At 47.5% G+C, this 12,413-nt stretch carries 14 protein-coding genes and 2 pseudogenes; 9 read left to right on the top strand and 7 right to left on the bottom strand.

Annotation, left to right across the window (positions count from 1 at the left end; translation table 11 throughout):
* Positions 1 to 118: 118 nt before the first annotated feature.
* From ATN88_RS26225 to ATN88_RS19675, 7 genes and pseudogenes are all read right to left on the bottom strand, one after another.
* Complete coding sequence (locus tag ATN88_RS26225; RefSeq protein ID WP_067419384.1) at positions 119 to 877, bottom strand: SDR family oxidoreductase; 759 nt, start codon at positions 875 to 877, stop codon at positions 119 to 121.
* Positions 878 to 1,018: 141 nt separating this feature from the next.
* A pseudogene (locus ATN88_RS27755) lies at positions 1,019 to 1,318 on the bottom strand (cupin domain-containing protein); the annotation flags it as partial.
* Between the two features lie 245 nt (positions 1,319 to 1,563).
* Positions 1,564 to 1,905 (bottom strand): DUF1428 domain-containing protein, encoded by a 342-nt coding sequence (locus tag ATN88_RS19695; protein ID WP_067419362.1) that lies wholly within the window; start codon positions 1,903 to 1,905, stop codon positions 1,564 to 1,566.
* Between the two features lie 266 nt (positions 1,906 to 2,171).
* Positions 2,172 to 2,775 (bottom strand): annotated as a pseudogene (locus tag ATN88_RS19690) (LysE family translocator).
* A 123-nt stretch (positions 2,776 to 2,898) separates the two neighbouring features.
* On the bottom strand, positions 2,899 to 3,315 hold the full coding sequence (locus tag ATN88_RS19685) for a BLUF domain-containing protein (RefSeq protein WP_067419361.1): 417 nt from the start codon (positions 3,313 to 3,315) through the stop codon (positions 2,899 to 2,901).
* An 82-nt stretch (positions 3,316 to 3,397) separates the two neighbouring features.
* Entirely contained in the window at positions 3,398 to 3,661 is a 264-nt protein-coding gene (locus tag ATN88_RS19680) for a hypothetical protein (protein ID WP_067419360.1), read from the bottom strand.
* Positions 3,662 to 3,743: 82 nt separating this feature from the next.
* On the bottom strand, positions 3,744 to 4,226 hold the full coding sequence (locus ATN88_RS19675; RefSeq protein ID WP_157490778.1) for a MarR family winged helix-turn-helix transcriptional regulator: 483 nt from the start codon (positions 4,224 to 4,226) through the stop codon (positions 3,744 to 3,746).
* Positions 4,227 to 4,362: 136 nt separating this feature from the next.
* On the opposite strand from ATN88_RS19675, the gene ATN88_RS19670 reads away from it, so the two are divergent.
* From ATN88_RS19670 to ATN88_RS19630, 9 genes are all read left to right on the top strand, one after another.
* Complete coding sequence (locus ATN88_RS19670) at positions 4,363 to 5,238, top strand: DMT family transporter (protein WP_067419358.1); 876 nt, start codon at positions 4,363 to 4,365, stop codon at positions 5,236 to 5,238.
* A 304-nt stretch (positions 5,239 to 5,542) separates the two neighbouring features.
* A complete protein-coding gene (locus tag ATN88_RS19665) occupies positions 5,543 to 6,019 on the top strand; it encodes a GNAT family N-acetyltransferase (RefSeq protein ID WP_067419357.1) in 477 nt (158 codons plus the stop codon).
* Positions 6,020 to 6,051: 32 nt separating this feature from the next.
* Positions 6,052 to 6,534 (top strand): GNAT family N-acetyltransferase, encoded by a 483-nt coding sequence (locus ATN88_RS19660; RefSeq protein ID WP_067419356.1) that lies wholly within the window; start codon positions 6,052 to 6,054, stop codon positions 6,532 to 6,534.
* A 103-nt stretch (positions 6,535 to 6,637) separates the two neighbouring features.
* The gene (locus tag ATN88_RS19655) at positions 6,638 to 7,486 is read left to right on the top strand and encodes a 2OG-Fe(II) oxygenase family protein (RefSeq protein WP_067419355.1); all 849 of its coding nucleotides are present in this window, start codon (positions 6,638 to 6,640) and stop codon (positions 7,484 to 7,486) included.
* Between the two features lie 450 nt (positions 7,487 to 7,936).
* Positions 7,937 to 8,428, top strand: coding sequence for an ATP-dependent zinc protease family protein (locus tag ATN88_RS19650; protein WP_067419354.1), 492 nt, complete (start codon positions 7,937 to 7,939; stop codon positions 8,426 to 8,428).
* Between the two features lie 4 nt (positions 8,429 to 8,432).
* A complete protein-coding gene (rimK, locus tag ATN88_RS19645) occupies positions 8,433 to 9,341 on the top strand; it encodes a 30S ribosomal protein S6--L-glutamate ligase (protein WP_067419353.1) in 909 nt (302 codons plus the stop codon).
* Complete coding sequence (locus ATN88_RS19640; RefSeq protein WP_067419352.1) at positions 9,325 to 10,392, top strand: succinylglutamate desuccinylase/aspartoacylase family protein; 1,068 nt, start codon at positions 9,325 to 9,327, stop codon at positions 10,390 to 10,392. Before rimK ends, ATN88_RS19640 begins: the two co-directional genes overlap by 17 nt.
* A gap of 190 nt (positions 10,393 to 10,582) precedes the next feature.
* Positions 10,583 to 11,515 (top strand): lipase family alpha/beta hydrolase, encoded by a 933-nt coding sequence (locus ATN88_RS19635; RefSeq protein WP_067419351.1) that lies wholly within the window; start codon positions 10,583 to 10,585, stop codon positions 11,513 to 11,515.
* Positions 11,516 to 11,552: 37 nt separating this feature from the next.
* A complete protein-coding gene (locus ATN88_RS19630; protein WP_083539542.1) occupies positions 11,553 to 12,398 on the top strand; it encodes a lipase secretion chaperone in 846 nt (281 codons plus the stop codon).
* Positions 12,399 to 12,413: the final 15 nt, after the last annotated feature.

Here is a 12,413-nt window from a genome sequence, read left to right as displayed (position 1 = left end):
TTCTAAACATCGCTGTATTATTCCATAGAGACACAGCGATGTTTAGAGGAAAGGCGTCGGTAAATGCAAGAAAATGCAACAAGATCAAAATTTAACCATCACGCGTATTCACTCAGCGTCACACGCCACCCGTCACATCAAGGATGCTACCCGTCATGAATGTGGATTCTGCTGACACCAAAAAGCAGATAACAGACGCCACTTCTACTGGCTCTCCGCCACGCTGTAAGGGTATATTCTTGGCCAATCTGTCGACGCGATTCGGCTCTCCGCCATCGGCATGAATGTCTGTGTAAATAAAGCCGGGTCTGACACCATTCACGCGTATCCCTTGGCTTGCGACTTCTTTAGCCAGCCCTACCGTCAACGTATCAATAGCCCCTTTACTTGCGGCATAATCCACGTACTCATTTGGTGAGCCTGAACGCGCGGCACCGGACGAGACATTCACAATCACACCGCCTTTTCCGCCTCTTTCCACCGACATTCTTCTCACTGCTTCCCTTGCACAAAGGAAAGAGCCAGTGACATTCACACTAAAGACCGTGTTAAACCGCTCTACCGTCATATCTTCCAGACGGCTTTGCGTAAAAAGCACGCCACCATTATTAACTAAGCAAGCCAAAGGCCGCGCTTTCGCATCGATAGCGGCGAACAAAGCAAGCACTGCGTCTTCGTCAGAAATATCAGCTTGAATCGCAAAAGCCTCACCCCCGTTATTTTGAATGGTTTTCACCACGGCATTCGCTTCTGCGCTGCGTGAGCGGTAATTTACACAAACTGTGTAGCCCATTTCAGCAAGCTTTAGAGACGTGGCAGCACCGATGCCTCGACTACCGCCTGTCACTAACGCGATTTCATTTTTCACTGGAGCCATCTTCTTACTTCCCTTGGGTTGGTCGGTAATCTTATCTATATCGACAAGCTGCCAAGGACGCCCTTCGTTTCGAAATATCCGCTTGTTTTTCCTTGGGTAGTCCGCTTCATCATGAGCGAGACGCTCACCAACCACGAGACAACGAAGCGTCTGTGACCCCGTGTTTTTCATCACGTGAGGTAAGCCATTCGCGGGGTACCCAATAAAGTCGCCATCGGCAACCGAGAAAACGTCGTCACCTATCGTCACTTCCGCTTCGCCAGATAAGATGAAAACACACTCATCTTCGAAATAGTGAACATGGTATTCCGTCGACTCATGGCCAGGCTCAATCTCAACGAGGTGAAAACCAAAGCCAGTGATGCCAACAAGGTCACCCAGTGACTTGGCATGTCTCACCGCATTGGGATTAAGGAAGTGTGTTTTTGTCACCCCTTCCATCTCTTCTATCTGTTGTTTAGTAATGATGTATTTGATCATCACGGCTCCATGCTTTTTCTATGACGATATGACTGAGGCATCGTCTGGTGTATCCATTGATTTCCAACATTTCAATAACATGAAGAAAAGTCGCACGAAGTACAAGAGCCGCACTGAGGATCTGGCCGAATTTCTTAAAGCAGAATGGTCTGTCTTTTGGCAATCACTGACTTGCGATTGCCTAAGACGGGTTTTGAAGAATGGGATCAGTGGAATTTGGGTACGAAAGAAGGATCGAGCTCTAACCGCTCCCCCTCCAACGAATGCGGGTTCATCACATCATCAAATCGTGGATCGGACAGCATTTTCTCCATGCCTCTATCCCTGACTTCACGAGACGGCCAAATAATCCATGAGAAGACCACCACACCTTTCGCCGTTTCGTAGTCCTCTTGTGTGACATTTTGATGTGTCGGCTTGTCACTACAGTGCACAACCTGAATCGCGCCATACGAACGCATCAGGGGAACTGCATCTTTTACCAATTGTTGGTAGGTATCTTTGTTTTTGGCAGGTAAAGCAGTCACCAGCCCATCAACGTACAGCATGATCGTATTCCTCTGCCGCACGGCACACGTGCTCGGCGGTTATGATCAAGCCACTGACAATGAAAGAATTATTTCTGTACCTTTCTGAATACGGTCGAACGTTCAGATTGGCCTCTTATCGGGGCATAATAACCGCGAAAGGATGGGGGTTTTTGGCTCAAATTTAAGACATGCAAGAAGTCGCTTATAGATGAGCCGTAACACTATGAGGGATAAGTAGTAATTCAATAGGGATGTTATTGCATCCCTTACAGGTTTGCTATTCCTTAGCTGATAGCAAGGCGGATACCCAAAAAGGTGAAAATGGCACCGACGATTTTGTCCATCCAACGACTGATGCGTTGGCTATTTCGAATCTTGTCTGCCAGTTTGTCAGCCGCCAGAACATAAAGCCCTTCCACCACAATCGCCACCAGCACCACAATAAAACCCAGCACGAGCAGTTGTACCGGAACAGGCCCCTCGCCTTCTCTAACAAACTGAGGCAAAAATGCCATAAAGAAGATGGCAACTTTCGGGTTTAGAATATCAATCAACACACCCTGTTTGAACGCAGCCCAACCAGAAACTGCTTCAGCGGATGCGGCTTCTACATTAAGTTGGGTGCCTTTGGAGCAAAACGCCTGCCACGCGAGATAAAGAAGATAGCAACGCGACATATTTAACGATGGTAAACGCCAAGGCGGAAGATACGAGGATTGCGGACAAACCGATTGCAGCCGCTACGACATGAAAGAGCGCACCGGTACATACACCCAGTGCAGCAAGAAAACCCACTTTTCTGCCGCCAGTAACTGTTTTGGTGAGGATGTATAAAAGGTCAGGGCCAGGTGCAATATTCAGCACCACTGCGGTGGATAGAAATAACATCCAGAAAGAAACGTCGTCCATGAGCTGCCTCTCTTTGATTGAAAAGGCAGCCTATCATATTCCACTTTTCTTGAAACACTTCAGACTTGTTCAAAGTCAAGACAATCGGATTTTAAACGCCTGTCACCACGTTTTTTTGAATTGCTCGATGAGGTAAATAATATCGGGGCCAAGTTCTTCCATGTCTTTTTCAGAGAGTGCTTTATTAAAGATGGTGTTATAACCACGCACTTCACAGCTATCAAAGGTTTCTAAGTTTTTAAAGCCCATCGACCAATCTGGAAACGCCCGCCGAGTAATATCACTTCTATCGATGACAACAACTGAGGTATGCCTTTCATCTTGCTGGATTTTGCAGTAAAGCTTTTCAACTGCCTGTTTTTCCCCTTCCAGCACTTGAAAGAAGTTCCCTTTGGCATACAACAACAAGCCACTAATATTTTCTTTTTGGTTATTTGCTCTTGCTTGGCCAAGCAACTTCATCAGTTTGCTTTCTGTAAACTCCGTGGTCGCTGAACTTGCATAGATCAACCTAATCATTATTCCCCCTAAAATAAGTACTTATAGTTGTTATCATCATTAACTATAGAAGCTTTCATTCAGGGAGTAGTCGCAAAGCTGTCTAGGGAATGTTGGATTGGAATATTGAGACAGGAAGCATCGAATCCTTCCCGGACTCTAAGAAAAGCTGATAAGCAGCAGAAATTCTGTGCCCACCATCTTGCAGAATATAGGTTTTCCCACACGCACAATTGATCAGCAAAATGGCTTCTTGGATGCCATCTCCCTTACGAAGGCTTTTTAAAATGGCGTTAAAGCGCGCATCCTTTCCTCTGATCCAATGCAGGTCAAGCTCAATCAATTTTGTCACTGGCATGTAATCCATTGCCCATCCCCTCTCTTAGTTCCTTTAGTATTGCGGAGATATAAGGTGAGAGGGGCTCAGGCATGAGACCAGAGAGTGACCTTTATTCGTTAGCAATAAGCCATTTTCGCAGCAGCCCAGCCAATTGCTCTTGTTCATCGAGCGAAAGACTCGACAGCATTTGACGTTCATTTTCCACGTGTGCATTGACCACTTCGTCAATGAGAGTCGTCCCTGACGCCGTCAACGTAATGGTGCAACTACGTCTATCGGTTTCACTGGCGTGGCGCTCTACAAACCCGCGTTTCACCAAGCCATCAATGCGCGTGCTCATCGCACCCGATGAAAGCATCAAGGTCTGATAAAGCTCCGTTGGTGTCACTGGCGAGCCAAAACGTCGCATCGAGGCAAGAATATCGAACTCTACACTGCTTAACTCAAACGACTTGAAAACCGAGTCCAACTTAGGGTTAACAATCTGTTTTGCGCGAACTAGACGCCCAATCACTGCCATCGGAGAACAGTCTAAATCTGGTCGTTGCGTCTTCCACTGCGCAAGGATTGTATCGACATGATCAGCCATCACCACATGCTCCTTAATTTATCTTTCGAAAAAGATACTTGAAAAAAAGAGACAAAGCGAATAATTTATCTTTTAGAAAAGATACTTTTTTAGAAGATAGTGTGCGATTTGATAATGTATGCACACTGAGGAGCCCAAAGTGAAAAACTACATACTCGCTGCACTCGTCCCCCTACTTTGGGGCAGCACCTATGCGGCAGTGGGATTGTACCTGCAAGACATGACACCATTTTGGGTTGCTGTGTGGCGAGCATTACCGGCTGGCCTACTATTGCTGTTACTAAAACCGGGCAAGCCACCATTGCCTTGGTCGAAAATGACCCTGCTTAGCGTGCTGAACATTGCCTTGTTCTTCCCTTTGCTTTTTATTGCCGCATACAGATTGCCAGGTTCGGTGGCTGGCACACTGGGCGCAACATTGCCTTTGCAACTGATGTTTATGCAGTGGCTGGTTGAAGGTAAAAAGCCTGAATGGAAAATGTTGGGCTTGGCCATTATTGGCCTGAGTGGCGTGATGTTGATCCTCAACCCATCAGCAGATATCGACCCTATCGGTGCCATTGCGGCACTTACCGCCACAGCACTTGTTGCTCGCGCGTCGCTTTGGCTGAAAAGCTGGCCTGTAACAGACATATTCCGACTCACAGCGTGGCAACTGACGTTGGGCGGGCTGCTTCTGTTGCCCATTGCATTTTTGGTAGAGGGCGCCCCCAAAATGGTCACCCTTCAAGAAGTACCGGGATTAGTTTGGGTCAGCCTGTTTAACACTGCCTTTGCGTACTGGGCATATACTCGTTCTATCAAACGCATTGGCCCAGATGCTATGGCAATGCTGGGCATGGTTAACCCAATTGCTGCGGTTACCCTTGGCGTCGTCTTGGTCGGTGAAGTGTTGGGCCCATACCAGTGGATTGGCATTGGGTTGGTGTTCCTCAGCTTGGGTTTGATGATCCGAGCCAAGCAAAAGAAAGCCAAAACACTGCCAGCGCAAACTCACGAGCCACAAACCTGTTGATCAATAAAAGCCTCTTCGGAGGCTTTTTCTTTTCCATGGGAACTTCGGTTGTACATCCAATGCATTCTGTGACCGATATCGAATGATGTACCGATTCTTTTCTTTATCTCTCACTGCTTCCAAAATTTTTTCTCTCTAGTTTTCACCATCTATTAAGCATTAAATCTCATACAAACCTCTCTAAGCAGACAATTCAAAACGTAGAAAAGCCCCTGTTCACCGTTTGCAATGCTTTCAAGCCACTTGGACAAACCCGTCTTCACGTGATAAATGCAGGGAGGTTGGTTTTTCGGGAGTGTAGAAAATGGAAATTCGTATTGATGATTTGAGTGGAAGCGAAATTCAGGAACTTCTTCTCGAACATCTCAAGAACATGCACGAAATCAGCCCACCAGAAAGTGTTCACGCATTGGATCTCAGCGCACTTCAGCATCCCGATGTGACTTTATGGAGTGCTTGGATTGATGGCGAACTCGCAGGATGTGGCGCATTGAAGAAAATTGGCCCTTCGCACGGCGAGATAAAATCGATGCGTACATCGCAGAAGTTTGTTCGTCGAGGCGTGGCTGCGAACTTGCTCGCACATATTCTTCAAGAGTCGCGCAGACGTCAGTTTTCCCGCCTAAGTTTAGAAACAGGTACTGAACCTGAGTTTGAACCGGCAAGACGTCTTTACGAACGTTTCGGTTTCGAACAATGTGCGCCGTTTGCCGATTATAAAGAAGATCCAAACAGTGCTTTCTTTACGCGCACGCTTCAGCAGTTCAGTAACGTTGTTTAACTTTACTTAGCCTGAGACTGCGTCGTAACCTTATGAATCGTGAAATTGTTATAGTCGATTATCATCCGCGCTACACCGAACAAACCATCGAGATGTGGCGCGAAAGCAAGGAAGCAGCTCTGGGCATACCAGAGTTGCATTCGCTAGATTCACACCGTTATTACCTAAACCGTATCCTTGCACCTTCTCATCGAATTTATCTCGCTGTTGAAAAAACCACGGACACCGTGCTGGGCATGATGGCAATGGACGATGTTTACATCTCTCAGCTTTATATTCATCCCGACCACCAATGCCGTGGGATTGGTTCTGCCCTTGTAGAGCTCGCGCAAGAGAACACAGACCATCTAAAACTCTATACCTTCGAGGTCAACCTTCCTGCACGAACCTTCTGGGAGAAACATGGCTTCAAAGAATGCGAGGTTGGACAGCATGACAATGAAGAAGGCCTCGCAGACATATTGTGTGAATGGAAGCGAGAGCCAGCCTCGATCGCAATGCAATTTGCCATGTAGCCTCTTTCTATAAATTACATCTCGTCTCTTTATCTCAATAAACTGCACCTTGAGCGTGAGCTATCCTCGAAAAGAGGAAAAGCAAACGCTACAAGGTGACTCCATGGATCCATTTCACACATATACTGCACTTTCTCACCAAGAGCTTGGAGACCGTCTTTTTCAAGGCGAACTGATCATCTTCTCCATCGCTGACGAACTAGCTCCTTTCCTCAACCGAACTAAGCAGCTCATCAATAAGCACTTCGGTATTCCAGATCCCCAAAAAGCACATTTAGCACTCGATGAACCCACGTACGCAGCGCGTGCAAGCGAAACCATGACGGCTTTTGAACGAGACCCTGAAATTAAGTCTCTCTTTTTTAGTGCGCTTGAGACCTGTGGAGTGAATCGCGAAGAGAATTTTTATGACAGATTGGTCCTTCGGATCGTCCCTTGTGTAACGTCCTACGACAAGGGCAGACAGGCAAGCGTGAAGCACCACAGAGACACGTGGGGCAGTAACATTGATAGCCAAATTAACTGGTGGCTGCCTATCTTTCCCCTCAGAAAAGCGCGTTCTATTGCTCTGTATCCTGACTACTGGAACAAAAAAGTCGCCAACACGACGTCGGACTGGTCGTTTTCTCGCTACTTGGCAGAAAAGAAAGCAACGCCTTCAGGTGAAAAAATTGCCTATCCAAGCTCGCCACAAGCATTGGAATCTATTGATGAACAAGCGTGTTTCACGCCAGAACTTCAGCCCGGCGAGATCCTAACGTTTGCTTCCGCACACCTTCATGGCAGCAAATTCAATCTCACGGACAAGTTTCGCTTCAGCGTAGAAATACGGACAGTGAACATTCACGATGTAAAACACGGCAAAGGTGCGCCCAATGTAGACAACGCGGGTAACGTCCCTATGTATCAGTGGTTTAAACAGATAAAAGATGACAAAAAACTCGTTTTATAAACGAACTGCCTGACCAAATTTGCGGTCAAAGAATATACATTCATACTCTCATCATGGGCGATACAACCCGACAGCGTAACACCGAATATGGACCAACTGGGCGAGTAAGCTAATTATGTGATTTTCTGGCGATTAATAATTTTATCGATAAATTATTTTGATTATCACAAATCACAAATTGACTTGTCGCTTGCATTGCAAAGCTGTACCTTGCGCGCTCTTTGGTGCGGTGCTGAGAAAGTGGATGATTAAGTGCGCCGCCGGAGTGAAATACCCATGTGGCTTTGAACGCCACAGTATTTAGTAATTCGATAGTGTTGATTATTCAATCAGTTCTTAGAAATGTGAGCGGAACATCTCCGCAAAACAGCTATCGTTTACTTGAGTAAGTCAAAGATTGATGCGCTCACTCCATCCGTACGAAATTCACTACCTGGGGCATTGACAGTAATGACTGACAAAAACACAGCTCGACCAGCAGTCGAGGACTCTAACCACGCAAATTCAAACGACAGAATGCTGGTTGGCTGGCGAGAATGGGTAGCCTTACCAGATTTAGGTATCTCTGCGATCAAAGCGAAAGTTGACACAGGTGCACGTACTTCATGTCTGCACACTTTCGGTATCGAAGAGTACGAGAAGGACGACGAGAAGTGGGTGAAGTTTATGATCCACCCAATTCAAGACGACAACGTGACCGAGAAAGAATGTCACGCAAAAGTAAAAGACATGCGAACTGTTCGCGATTCAGGTGGTCATGAGACGTTCCGTTACGTTATCGAAACCCCATTGGTTATTGGTGATTTGACCTACCCAATCGAGATGACGCTGACAGCTCGCGACACTATGGTATTTCGAATGTTGTTGGGCCGTACTGCCATGGAAAACCGACTACTTGTCGACCCAGTACAATCATTTATCGTTCAGGTGCCTCAAGGGTAATTATATGAAAATTGGAATTCTATCTCGTAACGAAAACCTGTATTCAACCCGTCGTCTGATCGAAGCATGTGAACAGCGTGGCCACGAATACAAGATTATTGATGCTTTGCGCTGCTACATGAACATCAACTCTACCCAGCCTTCTGTTCACCAAAACGGTGAAGATCTGGTGGGTTTTGATGCCATCATTCCTCGCATTGGCGCGTCTGTAACATTCTACGGCTGTGCGGTTCTTCGCCAGTTCGAAATGCTTGGCATTTACACCGTGAATGATTCAGTGGCGATTCAGCGTTCTCGTGACAAACTACGTTCACTTCAGCTGCTGTCTCGTAAGAATATTGGTATGCCGATCACAGGCTTTGCGAGCAAACCGGGCGATATTAAAGACCTGCTGAGCATGGTCGGTGGCACACCAGTTGTTATCAAACTGCTGGAAGGTACCCAAGGCATTGGCGTTGTTCTGGCAGAGACCCGTAAAGCAGCGGAAAGTGTTATCGAAGCATTTATGGGCCTGAAAGCTAACATCATGGTTCAGGAATACATCAAAGAAGCGGGCGGCGCAGATATTCGCTGTTTCGTTATCGGCGATAAAGTAATCGCAGCAATGAAGCGCCAAGCGCTGCCAGGTGAGTTCCGCTCTAACCTGCACCGCGGTGGCAGTGCATCACTGGTGCGTATTACTCCAACTGAGCGTAAGACTGCAGTTGCTGCTGCGAAGGCAATGGGCCTTCACGTAGCGGGTGTGGATCTTCTTCGCTCTGAGCGCGGACCTCTAGTGATGGAAGTGAACTCCTCACCAGGTCTGGAAGGGATCGAAGCTGCTACAGGAAAAGACGTAGCAGGGATGATCATTGATCATATTGAGAAAATAGTCTCAACTCCGAGGACAAGGACACGTGTCAAAAGCAAATAATAAAAATAAAGCTTTCGAAATCGGCGGGATGACCATCCCGCCTGGTCAACGCGCTAGCGTTGAATTTGAAGTCGCAAAACTCTATACGCACTCTCCACTTTCTGTCACCGCAGAAGTGATTCACGGTAAGAAGCCTGGGCCTGTGTTAATGATTAACGCAGCGATCCACGGCGACGAACTGAACGGTGTTGAAGTCGTACGCCAAGTTCTTGAGCGTATTAACCCAGCAACACTAACAGGTACGATAATCGCGATTCCAGTGGTTAACGTCTTTGGCTTTATCCACAAATCCCGTTATCTACCAGACCGTCGCGACCTGAACCGTTGTTTCCCAGGTTCTGAGCGTGGCTCAATCGCAGGCCGTATGGCTTACCAGATCTTCGAACAAATCGTTCGTCGCTGTACCCATATTCTTGACCTGCACACTGCGGCGATTTACCGCACTAACCTGCCACAGATTCGCGCAAACCTGTCTAACGAACAAACGTACGACATGGCTCTGGCGTTCGGTACGCCTGTTGTTATCGACGCAGCACTGCGTGAAGGCTCTCTGCGTTCTGAAGCCGAGAAAATTGGTATCCCAGTATTGACGTATGAAGCAGGTGAAGCACTTCGCTTCGAACCTTATGCGATCACTGCTGGTGTGAAAGGCTGTAAGCGTGTTATGCAATACCTAGGCATGATCCGCAAGAGCAGCAAGCGTAAGACGGCTGTAGAGCCTGTTATTGCGCGCGCAACTCGCTGGGTGCGTTCAGAAGCCGATGGTATCTTGCGTTCACACGTTGCACTTGGCCAACGCGTAAGCAAAGGTCAATCACTGGCATCGATCAGCGCGCCAACGGGTAGCGAAGAAATCCAAATCTACGCACCAGCTGGCGGTATCATCATTGGTCAGCAGACGCTGCCTCTGGTGAACGAAGGTGACGCAATCTTCCACATTGCGTTCTTCGAAGAGCCAGATCGTTTGGTTGAGCAGCAGGTAGAAAACTACTTGGATGAAGTGACTGACGATATCAGCAACGAAATTAAGTTTGGTATTGGTGTTCAATAACACCATCCCTAACGGTAAAAAGGAGCGCACCGCGCTCCTTTTTTGATCTCAATCCCACTCCACCAAAACCAAGATCACATTTCATTAACATTCTCACCGTTTCTCACTGTTACGACAGAACGCGTTGCAAAGCGATAGCTAATATAGGATCGACATCAGAGGACTGACCAGAGGAAATAATTGTGAAAGGATTGCTCTTCTCCCTCGTAATGATCTTGCTTCAAGCCCAGTATTAGCGGGTTCTACCGCTTCCGGCTCATCAACAACCGGATACACCCAAACCAAATACCCTATTGTGCTTGTTCACGGTTTGTTTGGGTTTGATAACATCGCCGGCGTTGAATACTTCCACGCGATTCCGCAGGCACTGACTCGCAGCGGTGCTAAAGTGTTTGTCGCCCAAGTATCTGCCACCAATAGCTCTGAAAAACGCGGCGAACAGCTTCTGCGCCAAGTTAGATGGGTACTTGCAGTGACCAACGCCAAGAAGGTGAACTTAATTGGTCACAGTCACGGTAGCCCGACTGCGCGCTATGTTGCCTCGGTTGCGCCTCAACACGTTGCGTCTGTCACCAGTGTGGGTGGTGTCAACAAAGGCTCGGAGTTTGCAGATGCAGTAAGAAAAGCCTTCCCTTCTGGTTCGTTAGGTGAAGCAGCAGCCGTCGGCGCAGCTAAAGCATTGTCAGGGTTGATCAGCTTCCTCTCCGGCGGAAAGCATCTCCCTCAAGACCCGCTGGCATCACTGCACTCCCTGACAACCAAAGGTTCGCTCGCGTTTAACGCAAAATACCCAGAAGGCGTGCCACGTTCACGTTGTGGTGAAGGAGCTTATCGCGCCTCGAACGGCGTGTATTACTACTCATGGTCTGGCACCAGTACCGTCACCAATATTCTCGATCTTAGTGACCCTGCCTTCTTTGTGACTGGCCTATTCTTCTCAGAGCCGAACGATGGTTTAGTCGGACGCTGTGCAACCCATCTTGGCAGAGTGATTCGCAGCAACTACCGCATGAACCATTTGGATGAAGTTAACGGTTTCTTCGGTCTACATCATTGGTTTGAAACCGATCCCGTCACGGTTTACCGCCAACATGCGAATCGACTGAAGCAACAAGGACTGTAACGATTCGCGACAGACATAACCTAGCAGGAGCCTGCGAATGAGAATTTCATTTACCGGTTACAAAATCGCACTCATCGTCGTCGCAGGCATTCTGTTTGGCTTATTGCTGTATTGGCTGATGAACGGTGACGAGAACAACGGTTCGCAGGCTCGCTCTCACCAAGGTACTAGCGTGGATATCTCGAGCGATAGAGATACATTCGAGTATTTCCTCTCCACATTGGGCGAACGAGAACTCAATGACGTCCAGCGTGATTATGAAGCGTTTGCAGACTCAGTCAGCTATGGTGAAAATCAAAAGTCGCTGTTCGCTAAATATCAGGCGTACAGACAATCCCTCGACAACATTTCGCCTTCAGATTCGTTATCAGGCATCGATTATCTCTATTTTATTCAAGATCAAATCCATCTTAGACAGGCTGAACTGTTTACAGAAAGTGAGCAGAATAAGCTTTTTTACGTAGAGAACCTCGCCAGAGACATGACCATCAAACGTCTTGAATTGGAAGCCTTAGGCCTGGATGAAAATGCAAGGGCAGAACAATGGCAAGACGAATTGGACAAACTGCCGCCGGATATGAAGGAAAGCTATCAAAATGCTGCGTTGATAAGCCAAATCGGTGCTCTCGATAACATGTCTGCTTCAGACTATGACTCGGCACTCGACCAACTGGTTGGCACGGAGGCTGCTTCGCGCATTCGAGCGTACGAACAGGAAGAAGAAGCATTCGAGCAAAACCTCGCTGCTTACTTTGCTGAAAAACACGCGTTTTCACCGACTTCCTCACCATCACAACTTCAAGCCCTTAAAGATAAGTATTTCTCCGCCGATCAACAGCGACGCGTTACCGCACTGGAAAATGTTCAAAACAACACCCAGTAACATGGAAAAAACAGC

Origin of the sequence: Enterovibrio coralii, assembly GCF_001559595.1 — a bacterium.
Classification (GTDB): Bacteria; Pseudomonadota; Gammaproteobacteria; order Enterobacterales; family Vibrionaceae; genus Enterovibrio; species Enterovibrio coralii.
This window is presented reverse-complemented; position numbering and strand designations above follow the sequence as displayed.

Bases quoted from the DNA above. Each gene is read 5' to 3' on its own strand.
- ATN88_RS26225 (WP_067419384.1), bottom strand. From the start codon at position 877: ATGGCTCCAGTGAAAAATGAAATCGCGTTAGTGACAGGCGGTAGTCGA.
- ATN88_RS19665 (WP_067419357.1), top strand. From the start codon at position 5,543: ATGGAAATTCGTATTGATGATTTGAGTGGAAGCGAAATTCAGGAACTT.
- ATN88_RS19655 (WP_067419355.1), top strand. From the start codon at position 6,638: ATGGATCCATTTCACACATATACTGCACTTTCTCACCAAGAGCTTGGA.
- ATN88_RS19685 (WP_067419361.1), bottom strand. From the start codon at position 3,315: ATGATTAGGTTGATCTATGCAAGTTCAGCGACCACGGAGTTTACAGAA.
- ATN88_RS19680 (WP_067419360.1), bottom strand. From the start codon at position 3,661: ATGGATTACATGCCAGTGACAAAATTGATTGAGCTTGACCTGCATTGG.
- ATN88_RS19660 (WP_067419356.1), top strand. From the start codon at position 6,052: ATGAATCGTGAAATTGTTATAGTCGATTATCATCCGCGCTACACCGAA.
- rimK (WP_067419353.1), top strand. From the start codon at position 8,433: ATGAAAATTGGAATTCTATCTCGTAACGAAAACCTGTATTCAACCCGT.
- ATN88_RS19695 (WP_067419362.1), bottom strand. From the start codon at position 1,905: ATGCTGTACGTTGATGGGCTGGTGACTGCTTTACCTGCCAAAAACAAA.
- ATN88_RS19630 (WP_083539542.1), top strand. From the start codon at position 11,553: ATGAGAATTTCATTTACCGGTTACAAAATCGCACTCATCGTCGTCGCA.
- ATN88_RS19650 (WP_067419354.1), top strand. From the start codon at position 7,937: ATGACTGACAAAAACACAGCTCGACCAGCAGTCGAGGACTCTAACCAC.